This is a genomic window from Ruegeria sp. BHSB058 (assembly GCF_059613285.1).
In genome coordinates, this window is record NZ_JBXWSF010000017.1 from 33,485 (window position 1) to 49,861 (window position 16,377).

At 54.0% G+C, this 16,377-nt stretch carries 10 protein-coding genes and 1 pseudogene; all 11 read left to right on the plus strand.

Annotated features, from left to right (window positions below; translation table 11 throughout):
* The first annotated feature begins 36 nt into the window (after positions 1 to 36).
* Positions 37 to 546, plus strand: a complete 510-nt coding sequence (locus AC2FNB_RS06710) for an Hcp family type VI secretion system effector (protein WP_480750808.1) — start codon at positions 37 to 39, stop codon at positions 544 to 546.
* Positions 547 to 626: 80 nt separating this feature from the next.
* Positions 627 to 1,442, plus strand: a complete 816-nt coding sequence (locus tag AC2FNB_RS06715) for a type VI secretion system accessory protein TagJ (RefSeq protein WP_496745255.1) — start codon at positions 627 to 629, stop codon at positions 1,440 to 1,442.
* Positions 1,435 to 1,929 carry a type VI secretion system baseplate subunit TssE gene (gene tssE, locus AC2FNB_RS06720; RefSeq protein ID WP_480750806.1) on the plus strand — a complete coding sequence of 165 codons (495 nt, stop codon included), beginning with the start codon at positions 1,435 to 1,437 and terminating at the stop codon, positions 1,927 to 1,929. Before AC2FNB_RS06715 ends, tssE begins: the two co-directional genes overlap by 8 nt.
* A 3-nt stretch (positions 1,930 to 1,932) precedes the next feature.
* Positions 1,933 to 3,807 carry a type VI secretion system baseplate subunit TssF gene (gene tssF / locus AC2FNB_RS06725; protein ID WP_496745257.1) on the plus strand — a complete coding sequence of 625 codons (1,875 nt, stop codon included), beginning with the start codon at positions 1,933 to 1,935 and terminating at the stop codon, positions 3,805 to 3,807.
* A complete protein-coding gene (gene tssG, locus AC2FNB_RS06730; RefSeq protein WP_496745258.1) occupies positions 3,771 to 4,793 on the plus strand; it encodes a type VI secretion system baseplate subunit TssG in 1,023 nt (340 codons plus the stop codon). The genes tssF and tssG overlap by 37 nt, the downstream gene beginning before the upstream one ends.
* Before the next feature lie 30 nt (positions 4,794 to 4,823).
* Complete coding sequence (gene tssH / locus AC2FNB_RS06735; protein ID WP_480750803.1) at positions 4,824 to 7,529, plus strand: type VI secretion system ATPase TssH; 2,706 nt, start codon at positions 4,824 to 4,826, stop codon at positions 7,527 to 7,529.
* Between the two features lie 78 nt (positions 7,530 to 7,607).
* Entirely contained in the window at positions 7,608 to 8,843 is a 1,236-nt protein-coding gene (locus tag AC2FNB_RS06740; protein ID WP_480750802.1) for a hypothetical protein, read from the plus strand.
* Between the two features lie 59 nt (positions 8,844 to 8,902).
* Complete coding sequence (locus AC2FNB_RS06745; RefSeq protein ID WP_496745260.1) at positions 8,903 to 9,757, plus strand: ion transporter; 855 nt, start codon at positions 8,903 to 8,905, stop codon at positions 9,755 to 9,757.
* Positions 9,750 to 10,226, plus strand: a pseudogene (gene tssB, locus AC2FNB_RS06750) (type VI secretion system contractile sheath small subunit); the annotation flags it as partial. The gene AC2FNB_RS06745 and the pseudogene tssB, both read left to right, overlap by 8 nt.
* An 846-nt stretch (positions 10,227 to 11,072) precedes the next feature.
* Entirely contained in the window at positions 11,073 to 14,216 is a 3,144-nt protein-coding gene (locus AC2FNB_RS06755) for a type VI secretion system contractile sheath domain-containing protein (RefSeq protein ID WP_496745282.1), read from the plus strand.
* A 50-nt stretch (positions 14,217 to 14,266) separates the two neighbouring features.
* Entirely contained in the window at positions 14,267 to 16,369 is a 2,103-nt protein-coding gene (locus AC2FNB_RS06760) for a type VI secretion system Vgr family protein (protein ID WP_496745262.1), read from the plus strand.
* Positions 16,370 to 16,377: the final 8 nt, after the last annotated feature.

The following is a 16,377-nucleotide window of genomic DNA, read 5'->3' on the forward strand; positions in this document are numbered from 1 at the left end:
CGTGCTGCTGTTAACTCTCCTCAGGAAGGATAAAAAATGGAAAACGTATTTATCAAAATTGACGGCATTCCCGGCGAAGCTCGTGAATTGAAACACAAGGATGGCAAATGGATTCCGGTAAAATCCATTGAATGGAGCGCTGAACGTACCCTCGACATGACCGATCTCGGCACCACCCAACGTGGTTATGCCAATGCCAATTTCGGCAAAGTCACTTTGACCACCGAACTAAGCGTCGCCTCAGCCAAGATCGCACAGTACACTGCAAGCGGCAAAGTGACATCCGAAGTTGTCATTCATATGTGTCGTGCGGGTGACGATGTTGCAAAAGGTATGGAACCCTATCTTATTTGGACTTTGCGTCACGCCATTATCGACAGCTATTCCGTGAGCGGCGGCGAAGAGCAGATTCCAGAGGAAAACTGGACATTGGCATATCGCGGAATCGCCTTTGACTACTACCCGTCTGATTTCGAGTCTGGCAAGATTTTGAAAGACAAGAAAGAAACCTTCAAATGGAACCTCGAAACCGGCGATTACAGCTGATCAGGCACGCAGAAGGGTTCGGGTGTCTTTGGGCAACCGAACCCGGATCGCGGTGAAATTTGGTTGTTGGAGTTGGTTTGATGACGCCGGAAGAATATCTGAAATCAGGTGATCTTGCTGGGACGCTGGCTGCGTTGCAGGACAAGGTTCGCGCCAATCCGGCGGATGCCAAACTGCGCGTATTTCTGTTTCAGCTGCTGTGCGTTCTGGGGGATTGGAAACGCGCGATCACCCAGTTGAAACTTAGCGCTGAAATGGACGAAGGCGCCACGATGATGGCAAAAACCTATCGTGAAGCGATAATCTGTGAGGTCTATCGCGAGAAGGTTTTCGCCGGTGAAAAAGACCCTCTGATATTTGGCGAACCCCAGGAATGGCTGGCCTTGCTGATAGAGGCACAGAAACTTTTGGCGCAAGGCGAGACCGATAAGGCTGCATCGCTGCGCGCGCTCGCCTTTGATGCTGCCCCGACAACCAAGGGTATGGTCGACGGAGACCATTTTGATTGGATTGCAGACGCGGACATGCGATTGGGGCCAGTCCTCGAAGCTATTGTTAACGGACGGTATTTCTGGCTACCTTTTGCGCAGATAAGACAAATAGACATCGAAGCACCGACTGATCTTCGTGATGCAGTCTGGACAGCAGCCGTTGTGACATTGGCAAATGGCGGCGAAGTAGCCGCACTGATTCCAACGCGCTATCCAGGGACACATCAGCGCGGCAACGATGCGTTGAAACTGGGTCGAGCCACGAAGTGGGAAGATGCCGGGGCAGATACGTTTGTCGGACTTGGCCAGAGACAGCTAACGACAAATAATTCCGACATCGCGCTTTTGGATATGCGCGCGCTCACGCTGGAGGCTGATGGCGAAGAAACGGTCGCCGATGGCTGACAAGACCCTTGCCGAGCGACTTCAACCATCGCTGTTGGATCGGCTGACCGACGATGAGCCGGGAAACCTGAAGGAAAGCCGTGACGCACGTGTGATTGACATCATTCGGCTCCGTGAAATTATCCAGCGCGATCTGTCTGTATTGCTGAACACTAGCGATCATTCGGATCTGATAGATCCCAAAACCTATCCCAACGCGTCAAAATCCGTGTTGAACTTTGGTGTCCGCGAAGCCACCGGCCGATTTTCGACGCTGGAGCAAGCCCGTGAAATAAAAAAGCACATCCAGTCGGCGATAGAGGTCTTTGAACCCAGGATTGCCAAGGGCACAGTTTCAGTGGAGTTGCGATCCGAAGCCCGGGCAGGAGAAATGTTCGTCGAATTCGACATCCGGGCAGTGATGTGGGCCCAACCAATGCCCTTGGAATTGTATCTACGCAGCAAGGTCGACGTGACCACAGGCGAGGTCGCCATCGAGCGGAGCTAGGAAATGGACACACGGCTTCTCAAACACTACGAGAACGAGTTGGCTTTCCTGCGCGAGATGGGCGCGGAATTTGCCGAGGCCTATCCAAAGATTGCAGCCAGACTGGGCATGGAAGGATTGGAGGTTCTCGATCCTTATGTCGAGCGGCTTTTGGAGGGCAGTGCGTTTCTTGCCGCTCGGGTTCAGTTGGCGCTGGACCTGCAGTTCCCGGTTTTCACCAGTAATCTTCTGGAAATTGTATATCCCCACTATTTGGCCCCGACTCCATCCATGATGGTGGCAGAGTTCGTACCAGATGTGGACAACGCGGCGCTGATGGAAGGTTTCACTTTGCCGCGCGGTTCGGCTATCCGCAGCCGATTGATGGAGGGCGAGCAGACGCCCTGCGAGTTTCGAACCGCATCCAAGTTGACCTTGTGGCCAATTGAAATCACAGAAGCGGAATATATAGACGGTCGTGGCGAACTCGTTGCAGCCGGTGTTACGCAAAACGCAAACGCCCGTGCAGCGATCCGATTAAGGTTCAAGCGGACGGATAACAAACCGATTTCCGAGTTGACGATGGATTCCCTGGTGCTGCACCTGAACAAGCAAAGCGGTCAGGCTTGGCGCCTTCATGAACTGTTGTGCACTCAGTGCGAGGGATTGACAGGCAGATCCACCAACCGCCGCGCCGACTGGACGTTGCGGTTGTCGGGCGGAGAGGTGGAACCCCGCGGATTTGAGCGGGACGAAGCGTTGCTCCCCACTCCTCGCCGCTCTTTCGACGGCTATCGTTTGTTGCAGGAATATTTTGCAATGCCTGAACGGTTTTTGTTTGTCGAACTCAAAGGACTGCAGCCCGCGCTGAAACAGTCGGAAAGCAGTGATGTCGACGTTTATGTCCTTCTTGGGGAAGGAATGAGTGACGTCGCGCCGGCCGTCAAACCCTCGGCGTTTACGTTGAATGCAGTACCCGCAATAAACTTGTTCCGCCGACGTTGCGACCGAATCCAAGTGACATCGAAGGACACCGAATTCCATGTTGTTCCTAGTCGAACTGCCGGTTTGGACTATGAAGTCATATCGATCGAAGCTGTACGAGGCATTCGCAGTGACGACCAGGGCGACCTTGATTTTCGGCCTTTCTATTCCGCTACTGATCTGACGGCGGCCGGTGACAGCCATAGCGCTTATTACACCATTACGCGCAGGATGCGCCAGAGGAACGAAAAAGAACGATTGCGTGGAGTAAGGACGACATATCTAGGGTCCGAAGTTTATCTGAGCCTCGTGGATCGCATGCAGGCGCCTTATTCCCCGGATCTCAATCAGTTGGCTATCGAAGCCATCTGTTCGAACCGGGATTTGCCTATGCTGCTGAGCAACGGTGACGGAGGCGTCTTTCAACTTCCTGAAGGAGGACCCATCAAGGCCATTCGAACACCGGTCACACCGACACGACCACATGCAACTTTGGCTCAGGGGGATGCCGCCTGGAAACTGATCAGTCACCTGAGCCTGAACTATCTGTCAATTGCTGGAGAGGGCGAAAGCGGCGTAGGCGCATTGCGTGAGTTGCTTGGAATTTATGCACCGCTTGGTGACCGCGTTATCGAAAAGCAACTGGAGGGCATCCTTTCCGTGGCCAGCCGACCGATTGTGCGCAGAATGAGCGACGAGGTTTTGTCGACGGCGGTTCGTGGGTTGGAGATCACCATCACGTTCGATGACGACTTCTTTGAAGGCACAAGCGTCTATGTTCTTGGCGCTGTGCTCGAGAGGTTTTTCCGAAAATACACAACGATAAACAGCTTCACCGAAACGGTGCTAAAGACGGAACGACGGGGAGAGATTGCCAGATGGAGACCGGCGACCGGCCTAGGCCGGATCATCTGAGCCGACTGGCTGCTGACCCTGAAAAACATCACGTTTTTCAGGCATTGCGGATCATAGAAGCTCACTACATGGAGGCGCCGCGCCTTGGTGAATCCCGCCGCCCAAGCGAGGACAAAGTACGTTTAGGGCAGGATGCAAGCCTGGCTTTTGCCCCAACCACTGTGACCCGCTTTACTCCAGGAAAGGACGAAACGCCTGCCCAGTTGGGCAACCTTTGGTTCGGGTTCTTTGGGCCCCATGGTCCTCTGCCTCTGCATCTGACCGAATTTGCTCGGGATCGGCTGCGAAATCATCGTGATCCGACTCTGACTGCATTTGCGGATATGCTGACACATCGGCTTATGAGTCTGGTGTACCGAGCTTGGACCAGTGGGCAGCCAGCCCCTAATTTTGACCGGGCCAAAGACCCGTTCGAGCAACGAGTTGCGGCACTTGCCGGCTTCAAGGGTGCCAGGATGCAAGATCGGGATGCAATGCCTGACCATGCGCGGCGGTACTTTGCGGGGCACCTTGCGTCAGGTACGAAAACGGTAGAGGGTCTGGTTTCTATCCTATCGGCCTTCTTTCATGTTCCCGTTTCCGTGCAGCAATTCGTTGGGTCGTGGCTTGAGTTGGAGCCGGATGACACGTGGCGCTTGGGTGCGGCTGCCGGGTTGGGGCAATCGACCAGTATCGGAAACCGCGTCTGGTCGAGAGCGTCCAAGTTTCGCATTAAATTGGGCCCTTTGTCCTACGAAGACTATCAGCGCTTGCTGCCTGGCGGGATCTCGCAAAAACGTCTTCAGGCCATTGTAAGGACCTATGTCGGAGACACGCTGGATTGGGATGTCAATCTGGTGTTGGCAGGGGATGAAATTCCACGTGCGTCACTACGCGGTTCGACCCGGCTTGGGCACACCAGCTGGTTGCGCACGCGCGACGAGACAGAAGAAGCAAAACCGGATGCCGAGGATCTGGTCCTCTATCCGAATTTCAAAGATGCATAATCATGCAGAACGGCATGGAGGGAACTCGAAATGACAGAAATTAGCCGAGTAGCGCTTTTCGGGAAACTGAACAAGCTGGGGTATCAGGCGATCGAGGGGGCTACCGTATTCTGCAAGATGCGGGGCAATCCTTATGTCGAAGTTCAGCATTGGTTGCATCAGATTTTGAATACTCAGGATAGTGATATCCATCGGATCATTCAGCACTACAATCTTGATCCGGGTAAAATTGCCTCTGAATTGACCAGGTCACTGGATACGTTGCCGCGTGGGGCATCATCGATTTCGGATCTCTCGGACCACTTGATGGACGCAATGGAACGCGGCTGGGTATGGGGATCACTACTCTATTCCGACAGCAAGGTTCGTACGGGCTATCTGTTTTTGGGGATGCTTAAGACGCCCGCTCTGCGCAATATTCTGAAGTCGATGTCGCCGGAAATGGGTAAGATTGGTCCAGACGATTTGGCTGACAACTTCAAGTCGGCGACGGATGGCTCCCCCGAGGTGGGATTGGGCGCGCAGGACGGCAGTCACGTCGGTGGCGGGGCGGAGCCCGGCGAGGCCAGTGGCGCGATGACACCCGGTGCGTTGGGTAAGGGCGAGGCGCTGGAACAGTTTTGCACCGACCTTACCGAGCAGGCCCGCAATGGAGAGATCGATCCGATCGTCGGCCGCGACGAGGAAATCCGACAGATTGTCGATGTGCTAATGCGGCGGCGTCAGAACAACCCGATCCTGACCGGTGAGGCCGGTGTGGGCAAAACCGCTGTGGTCGAGGGTTTTGCGCTGAGGATCGCGCGCGGCGATGTCCCGCCCGCACTCAAGGATGTGCGGTTGCTTGTTCTTGATGTCGGCTTGTTGCAGGCCGGGGCCAGCATGAAAGGCGAATTCGAAAACCGTTTGCGGCAAGTGATCGATGAAGTACAGGCCAGCCCCACACCCATCGTAATGTTCGTGGATGAAACGCACACACTGGTAGGAGCGGGAGGGGCCGCGGGAACGGGTGACGCTGCGAACCTGCTGAAACCGGCGCTGGCGCGGGGCACTTTGCGCACAATCGGCGCGACCACCTGGGCCGAGTACAAGAAATATATCGAAAAAGACCCGGCACTGACCCGTCGGTTTCAGGTTATTCATGTGGAAGAACCCGACATACCAAAGGCGGTGCTAATGATGCGAGGCATCACCTCGATGCTCGAAAAGCACCATCGCGTTCAGGTTCTGGACGAAGGGATAGAAGCGGCAGTGACCTTGTCCGCCCGCTACATCCCTGCGCGGCAATTGCCGGACAAGTCGGTGAGCTTGCTGGACACCGCCTGCGCACGGGTTGCCGTGTCTCAGCACGCTGTCCCGGCCGAGGTCGACGATAGCCAACGCCGGATCGAAGCGCTGACAACAGAATTGGAGATCATCGAACGGGACGAGACAGCCGGGTACGAGGTGGCTGACCGTCGTGCTGCTGTAAAGGTTGCCAAAGAAGCCGAACAGTCGCGCCTGGCAGAACTCACGAAACGCTGGGAGAGTGAAAAAAAGGTTGTCGAGGAAATCCTTGATCTGCGAGCCAAGTTGCGTGAGGGTGGTGCGCCCGTTGACGCTCCGATTGCTGAAGGGGAGGGCGTGGAAAGTCCCTTGAGCGAAGAAGACCGCACCAGGTTGCTGGCGGAACTGAAGGCGAAGAACAAGGAACTGGAAGAAGTACAAGGCGGCATTCCATTGATCCTGCCGATTGTGGATCATCAGGCTGTTGCAAGCGTCGTGGGTGATTGGACAGGTATTCCCGTCGGCCGGATGGTCAAGGACGAGATTGACACGATCCTGAACCTGGAAGAGCGGTTGGCGCAGCGGGTGATCGGCCAGGATCATGCGATGAAGATGATAGCCAAGCGTATCCAGACCAGTCGTGCCGGACTCGACAATCCCAACAAACCGATTGGTGTTTTTATGCTGGCCGGAACCAGTGGCGTTGGCAAAACCGAAACCGCGCTTGCGTTGGCCGAAGTTTTGTATGGTGGTGAACAGAATGTTATCACCATAAACATGAGCGAGTATCAGGAAGCGCATACCGTCAGTTCCCTGAAAGGCGCGCCTCCCGGTTATGTCGGTTATGGCGAAGGAGGAGTGCTCACCGAGGCCGTTCGGCGCAAACCCTATTCGGTTGTGCTGCTTGATGAGGTCGAAAAGGCGCATCCAGATGTGCATGAGATCTTTTTTCAGGTTTTCGACAAGGGTGTGATGGAGGATGGCGAAGGCCGCCTGATCGATTTCAAGAACACACTCATTCTCCTGACATCGAACGTCGGAACCGAAATGATCATGGATATGTGCGCCGATCCCGATCTGATGCCCGACCCGGAAGGCATGGCAAAGGCGCTGCGCGATCCAATGTTGAAAGTGTTCCCACCGGCGCTTCTGGGTCGTCTGGTGACGATCCCATACTATCCGCTGAGTCCGGACATGTTGGGCGAGATAACCAAGTTGCAACTGGGTCGGATCAAGAAACGGGTGCAGGAGGCACATGGTGTGCCCTTTGAATACACCGCTGCGGTCGTCGAAGAGATCGTCAACCGATGTCAGGAACTCGACAGCGGCGGACGAATGATTGATGCGATCGTGACCAACACCATGCTGCCCGACATTTCCATCGAATTCTTGCGACGGATGATGGAAGGAAAGGAAGTCGCCAGTGTTGTGATCGATCTCACTGACGGCGAGTTCACCTATCGGTTTGACTAAGTTGGAATGGCGCGCTCCGACGGAAAACGCGGGCGCAAGATTCCATTCGGATAAGATGGCTACAGGGAGATGAAATGAATGTCCAAATCAACTGTCACGACTGCGAAACTGCCGATAGTTGATCTGGTTCGGAACAAACCGAAGCTGAATCATATCGAAATCCCGGTGTACCGCGCCGATGTCGTGATTGAAATTACCCGAACCAACAAGATCAAAAAGCCCTCCGAAGTGCCCAGCACGTCGATGAACCGGTACAAGGACGTCGCCGAAGAGGTGATGCTGGAATACGAAAAGGTTATCAAGGAGGAAGCAGTCCGGCTGGACAAGAAAATCGACGGGTTGATGCAACAACCGTCGAAAACGAACCTTAAGCTAGCCGAAGAAATGATCCGCGAGACCAACTTAAGCATCAGGAATGCTTTGGCGGGCGCGGAACCCGCGGCGCAAAAGGCCGTCGCAGCGGAGGTCAAGAAGGACAAACATCTCAAGGGGCTGCTCAAGGAAACCCGGATCAAGACCACGGTGAAAACCACCTTGGGCGTGATCAAAATTTCGGGAGCGGTTGCCAAGCTGGTGGCGACGGCTGGGGCGGATGTGACTTCGTACAAGACCCTAATTGTCGAAGTGGCCAAACTGGGAGTGGAAATAAATCAGCAGCTCAAGAACGAGGCAAAACTTCGTAGAGATCTGCAACAGGGGCTGGCGACATTTCTCAAGCTGCGGGAATCTTCGGTTCAGCAGGCGCTGGAACGACAGGGCCTGCACGACGTCATGGCCAAGGACTTTTCGAATCCAATGAACGCTATCAAGGAAACCTTGTCGGGCGCACAAAAGGCAGGCGAGGAAATCACCAAGGGCAGGGACATTCAATCCATCGGAAGAAGTATTTTGGACTTTGCGGTAAAGAAGGTCAAAAGCCTGATCAGCGATGTTGAAAAGGCACGGGTCGCATATCGCAATCACACGGCCAAGACACTGGAGAAGTCAGAAAAGCTTGGTTCTGCTGCCGACAAGCTGATGAAAAAGATGAAAGAGCAGAAGACGCTCAAGGAAGGCGTTAAGATCGGTGCCAAATGCATGGAATTGAAGCGACAGGGTACTGCGATGAACAAGAAGCTGGCCGAGCGACAGGCGTTCCTTGACGAAATTCAGCAGATGATGATGGGCAATGGCCTGGAAATCGATGATCGTACTACGATTCAGAAAATCAAGGATCTGGAAAAACTGACGATCATGGAAGAAGGAAAAGGCATCTTTGACGCGATCAGGGATGTAAAAGATCTCGTCGACAATGTTGCTTCGGCAGTAGCCTGATGCGCTGGTGACCGGTAGCGCCTGAAACTTTGTCGCGATCACCGGAAGGAGACAGACATATGGAAAATCAGCTCCAATCCGAACTGACTCTTCGGGACCGCGCGCGCGAATTCATCGAGCGGCCGTCGGTCACCAACGCCATTCTGGCCGTGATTATTTTCAATGCGGTTACTTTGGGATTGAGTACGTCGCATGCAGTGATGAGCCAAATCGGTGACCTGCTGAAGGTCATCGACAGGATTGTCCTGACTATTTTTGTGATTGAGCTTCTGACTAAGTTCTATGCCTACGGCTTCCGGTTCTTCAACAACGCCTGGAACGTGTTTGATCTGGTCGTAGTCAGTCTGGGCCTGCTGCCCGATAGATCCGGCCTCTCCGCGCTGCGGGGGCTTCGGGTGATCCGGTCCCTTCGTTTGCTATCAGTAATTCCACAAATGCGCGCCGTGGTGCAGGCATTGCTGGATGCTTTGCCCGGTATGGGCGCTGTCATCGTCATGATTTCCATCGTTTTCTATGTCTTCGGGGTAATGGCAACGTTGATGTATGGTGGAGTTTTCGAAGAATGGTTCGGGACACTGGGCCGGTCTCTTTACTCGCTTTTCCAAATCATGACCCTGGAAAGCTGGTCCATGGGCATTGTCCGCCCGGTCATGGAGGAGTTCCCGTTTGCCTGGGCCTTTTTCGTCCCGTTCATCGTCATTACGGCTTTTTCCGTCTTAAATCTGTTCATCGGTCTTCTGGTAAACACAATGCAGTCTGCGGTGGAGGCGGAAGCCGAGGCCGAGTTTGAACAGATACGCGAACTCGTGCGCAGCGAAACAGACCTTGTGGATGAGCACGTCCTGGCAATGCACGAAGAGCTTCGTGCATTAAGGCGAGAAGTCGCAGAACTTAAAGGTCGCTCGGATGGCTGACAGTTCTCAGAAGTTCATTGCCCGTAATAGGGCGCCCAGGGTTCAGATCGAATATGACGTCGAACTGTATGGGTCCTCCAAGAAGGTCCAATTGCCGTTCGTCATGGGGGTTATGAGCGACCTGAGCGGGAAATCACGGATCGAGCCGCCATCGGTATCAGATCGGAATTTCCTGGAGATTGATGTCGACAATTTCGATGAACGGATGAAAGCGATGGCCCCCCGCGTCGCGTTTACGGTTCCCAATAGCGTGACCGGAGAAGGTGATCTTTCGGTTGACCTGACTTTCGAGAAGATGGCTGATTTCTCGCCAGCGGAAATTGCGGCCAGAATTGAACCTTTGAAAGGGTTGCTTGAGGCTCGAACGCAACTCTCGAACCTGATGGCCTATATGGATGGCAAGACCGGGGCCGAAACCCTGATCGAGAAAATCCTTGCCAACCCGACATTGCTGGCCTCACTGGCATCCAGTGATACGTCTTCCGCGTTGCAAGAATCCGCATTGGAGTCCTTGCGCTCGTCCGAGCCCTCGGAAGCGCCCGAGGAAGATCAGCAAACGCAGGCCCTTGAGGGTCTCAAAACAATCGGCAGGCCGGATGTCCCCGAAGACACTTCTGTTGCCGACGCTCTTTCGTCCTTGCCAAACACGGAAGACATACCTGAGGAAGACAGCTCTTCCGATGTACTTGCCAATCTGGCCGACGCCGCACCCGAAAAAGAGGAGGTGGACACATCGGCCTCTGATGCCTTGTCATCTCTGGCCGCGGTTGAAGAGAAGGTAGAGGAAGACGATACCGTCGAGGTATTGGGAAACCTCGTGGCATCTGCCCCGATCGAAGGAAAACAAGATACATCCGTAGCCGATGTGCTGTCCTCGCTGCCCGAAATTAATGAACCTGAAGCCCAAAATGAATCTGCCGCGGTTCTGGCAGGATTGGCGACCGAACCTTCTGACGTCGAAGACAATGATACTTCCGTCGCTGAAACCCTTGCCTCCCTGTCGAATGCGGATGAGTTTTCCGAAGCCGATGATACTGCCGATGTACTTACCGGCTTGGCCGGTATGAGACCCGCGGTAGAAGAACACGATACCACGGTCGCCGATGTTCTATCGTCAATTCCCGAAATAGAAGACATTCCCGACGATGCTGGATTTGATTCCGTTTTGTCCGGTCTGGCGACGGAACCGTCCGAAACTGATCCCGAAGACTCGACTGTAGAAAATGCCCTGTACTCCTTGCCTGAGGTTGCCAGTTCTGGCGATGGCAATGATGCAGGTGACATTCTGAGCGGGTTGGCGATAGGCGAAGCGGAAATGGATGTCGAGGATACGTCGGCGGCCAAAGCCCTGTCTTCCTTGCCGGCGCTTGAAGAGGCGCCCGATACAGAAACGTTTGATGATATTCTCGATGACTTGGCGAGCGACACACCAGAGTTGGCAGACGAGAACACGGCTGTAGCGGATGTCCTGTCGTCGGTGCCTGAATTTGATTCTCGAATAGATGACAATGATCTTACTGACATACTGGGGGATCTGTCCAAGTCTACACCAGAGGATGAAATCGGGGATACGTCAGCCGCGGAAGCCTTGGCGGCCCTTTCCACAGCCGGAGACGAGCAAGAAGAAGACAGCTACGAGGGCATTCTTGAAGACCTCTTGAGCGATGATCCCGAACAGGAAGACCCAGAAACATCCGTTGCAGATGTCTTGTCTTCAATATCTGAAATTGAAGAGATCCCAAATGATGGAAGCGACGATATTTTCACGTCACTATCGGAGCTGGAACCAAACTCAGTAGACGAAGAAAAATCTGACGACACGCTGTCTTCCTTATCCGAGTCCAAACACGATCCTGATCCTACTGATGACCTGGAAGGTCTTCTGGCAGATCTGGTTGAATCACCGTCGACGCAAGAATTGATGGAAAACCCAAATTTGGAAGATGTTTTGGATGAGCCTGAAACTCCGGTTGAAGAGACTGCGGAAGAGGCACTTGGCGATAGGTCAGACGACTTGAACCTCATACCCGAACAATCGGATATGAAAGGTGCTTCCGATCGCGAGGACTTGTTGTATGATCCGTTCGATGCCGATCAATCCATTGAAACAGATGCATTGGTGGATGATCTGTTGCGTGATCTGGCGATCGATGAAAACGAAAATACGGCCAGGGAAGCGCAGTCTGAACTTGACGATCTGCTCAATGACCCAGGCGATAACGAACCGAACCACGAAACAGGCCTAGCTGATCCCGAAGACCACGAAAACACTTTGGTAGAATTTGATCAACATGATGGTTCGGAAGTCGACTCTGATCTGGATAGTCTTCTGGACGATTTGACCGATCTGGGCGAAGTGGTCGAAGCAGCAGACACACCACCAGACCCTGCCGATGAAGATGCTTTGCTGAACGAACTGGAGGTCCGTGAAGTTGGCGAGGGCGACGATCTGGACTCGAGCGACCTGTTGTCTGATATAGATATCTCGGATGAAGAAGACACTCTGGGCGAATTCGATGATCCGGGTGAGTTGCCACCGGTATTCGACGAAGAATACGATGCGCTATCAGGTTCCGCAGACGACGATCTTGATGCTTTGTTATCGGCTTTGGAAAACGACGAACCTGTGGATATTGATGACGTGCTTGCCGAGATCGACGAGGGTGATGTTAGGGTTTCGGATCTGGATGACCTGCTTGGCGAGATGGATGTCGAGGCATCGGATGCTCAGCCAGATACCGCCAACCAAGCCGTGCTAATGAGTTCTGATCCAGAGTTCACTTTTGGTGTGTTGAATGCAGAACGTCCGGACACGGGGAAACTGAACCGTAGGCGCTTTCGCATCGCGCTTTTTGGTGATTTTTCGGGCCGCTCGGCACGCGGTACTTTAGAAACCGGGGATACCCTTGCCAATCGCAAACCGATCCTGCTGGATCCGGATACGGTCGAGGATGTGATAGCAGGATTTGCCACCAGCCTCGTATTACCGATCGGCAAGGATGGGGCCGGGATTGAAGTTCGGCTGAACGAACTTGACGACCTGCACCCCGATGAATTGTTCGAAAAGGTTGAGTTGTTCGAGGGTTTGGCGAACCTGAAACGACAGTTGTCATCCGGAGCGACGGCAGAACACGCTTCGCGTCAGTTGATCACTTGGGGTGAGCAGTTCGGTCAGGAGGTTGTGCCGCCCCGAAAAAGTTCGAGCGGCAACACGGTCCGTGCAGACCGGAAGCTGAGCGATTTTCAAGAACTGATTGGCGACATATCTGGCCAATTGGCCCAGGCTTCGCCGTTGGATGAACTGTTGGCCCGGATCGTCGGCCCACATATCAGAAAACTGCCTGACCCAGATGCGGCCGCAATGCAGAAAGCGGTGGATGAAGCTCTGAGTGCGGCTATGCGCTTGGTGCTGCACCATCCTGAATTCCAGTCCCTCGAAGCACAGTGGCGGTCGTTGGACCTGATTGCCCGCAGCGTTGAAACCGATGATACGCTCGAAGTCATGCTGTACGACGTTTCTGCCGATGAAATCGCGGCAGACCTCGCCGCCGAAGATGATCTGTCAAAAACCGGTTTTGTGCGTCTTCTGACCGAGGACCCATTGGACGAAGAAAATGGCCGTGGCGGATTTTCGGCCCTGATTGGCCTATACACTTTCGAAGAAACTCCGCCTCACGCAGAAATCCTGGCCCGCATAGCGCGCGTGGCAGCCCATGTGGATGCCCCGTTCTTTGGTGCCATGACGCCGGGATATCTTGATGTGGATGCCAAGGATCGCCATCCACTGGTGGCGCAAGCCTGGGACACTTTGCGTGCAATGCCAGAGGCAGGTCATCTGGGTCTCGCATCGCCGCGCTTTTTGCTGCGGCGGCCATATGGTGCGAAGTCCGAACCTATCTACGAGTTCGATTTCGAAGAATTCACCATGTCCGAGGGGCTTAAAGGAATGCTCTGGGCAAACCCGGCGGTGTTGGTTTTGATCCTTCTGGCGCGTTCGTTCAAACAAAACGGTCCGTCTATGGGTCTGGGGCAGGTCATGACTCTCGGCGGAATGCCATATCATTTCGTCAATGACCGGTACGGAGATCAGGTTGCACTTCCATGCACTGAACGCAATCTGACGTTGCCGAAACATGAACATACCATCGCGCGTGGATACATGCCGATTGTGTCGATCAAGGGCCGTGACGAAATCCGGCTTGGTTCATTTAACTCGGTGGCCGGGCGGGAAATCCTGGGGCCGTGGTCAGGTATGCCGCTTTCGGACCCGTCGCCGCCAAAACCGGCGGCGCCCGCGCCGCAGGAGATAGTTCCTCAGGATCAGGATGAAGTACCGCCAGATGACGATCCTCTAGGCGATCTCGATGACCTCCTGGCAGGGTTCTCGGACGATGCGGCAGATGATGGTGATAGTGATGATATTGACGCCGAACTGGCGGCACTTTTGGAAGACCTGTAGAACCGTGATGACCCGGAGACCCTTGCCGGCTTTCCGGGAAAGGAGATGAGATGGCCAATACCCGCGATGAAAAACTGCTGTGGGTCACCGGGGATTTCGCCCAGGAGGATTGCGAAATTCGCCGTGCCGTTGTCACGGATGGCATGAGCCAGCTGACCGAAACCCGAATAGAGGTTGTCTGGGCCAAATTCGACGTCAAACTCGAAGAGTTTCTCGGCAAGTTTATGACTATTCACCTCGAGACTAGTGTAGGCAATGAAAGATTGTTCAGCGGCATGGTCGTTGGTGCCAAGGTCGTAGACATCTCAAGCGGAGGCGTTTTGATCGATCTGGAGCTCAGGCCGAAGCTTTGGCTTCTTACGCGCCGCAGGAACTCCAAGATCTTCCAGAACATGACCGCGCCTGCCATCATCGACGAAATTCTAAATGATCACGGAATATCGCGCACCCGCAATTCGACGTCGGAAACCTATGGCGAGCGGGAATACTGTGTTCAATACCGGGAAACGGATTACGATTTCATCTGCCGTTTGATGGAAGAGGAGGGGATCTATTACTTCTTCGACCATGCTGATTCCGATGGAGTCGGCGAGACGCTGGTTTTTGCCGATGGCTCGGGTGCGCATTCCGCCCTTCCCGAAACACCAAGCCCGGAATTCTTCGACCGCGATGCAAGTTCCGCGCGCCGGGGTGATCATGTATTCGAGATGACCAGCAATCAGCACATCACGAGTGGGGCTGTGACGTTGAGGGATTTCGATATGGAAACGCCCACCGCAGACCTGACAGTTGCGAGCAACATTGCCAAAGGCATACATAGCTTCAAAACTAAGGAGAACTACGACTATCCCGGTCATTATCGGCGCGACACAAGCCTGGGCACATCGCGCGCGCGCATTCGCATGGAGGCCGAAGCCGCAAGATTTGCTAAATGGAAGGGGGCTTCCACCGTGCGGACTATGGCGGTGGGTGGAACATTTCAAATTGAAAATACCGATAACCTCAAGATCAAGGATACAGCCACCGACTATCTTGTCATCAGCGCCGCGCATTACATGCAGGCACCTGGAAACTACACTGCCGACGCCGAGCGCAAGGATATTGAAAAAGATGCCTTTCCTTTCCCAAAGGACGCCAAGGAATTGTATTCCAACGATTTTCATGCGATTCCGAAAGCCGAACCCTTTCGAACCCCGCTGGTGACGCCTTGGCCCCAGATCAGCGGGCTGCATACTGCGATCGTGACCGGACCTTCGGGGGAGGAAATCTACACCGACGAACATGGACGGATCAAAGTTCAGTTTCATTGGGACCGCGATGGACAAAAAAACGAGAACACCACCTGTTGGGTTCGTGTGGTAACTCCGTGGTCGGGAAAGAACTGGGGAATGGTGCATGTGCCGCGTATCGGGCAGGAAGTCGTGATCCAGTTCGAAGAGGGCGACCCGGACCGGCCAATCTGTACAGGAATGCTTTACAATGCCGAAACGCCGACGCCCTACGACTACCCGGCAAACGCGACACAATCGGGTATCAAGACCAACTCGTCAAAGGGCGGAGACGGTTTCAACGAGTTGATGTTTGAAGACAAGAAAGACGCCGAACTGGTCCGTTTTCAGTCAGAAAAAGACTATGAACAGATCATCAAGAACAACGCAACGATCACCATTGGCATGGAGAAAAAAGACGCGGGCGATCTTACCCAGACAGTTTTCAATCACGTCACAGAGACTATCAAAGAAGGCAACCATACCTTTACGATAGAAAAGGGTGACCAGACCTTTGACATCAGTACCGGTAGCCAGACCGTTACGATCAAGACCGACCAGACAGAGACAATCGAAGGACAGTCGACTCGCACAGTCACCGGCGATCATTCCGAGACGATCAAACAGGGCGACAAGAGCACCACGGTGAGTTTGGGGAATATCACGGTCGATGCCAGTGCTGGCAAGATCACGATGACTGCCGCGCAGTCGATCGAGTTGAAAGTTGGCTCATCGTCGGTGAAACTCGACCAAACCGGTGTTACGGTGAAGGGCATGATGATCACAGTGGAAGGCACGGCAAAAACTGACGTGAAAAGCCCGATGACCACCGTCGACGGCAGCGGGATGCTGACCCTCAAAGGTGGTCTCACGATGATCAACTGAGGACTTTG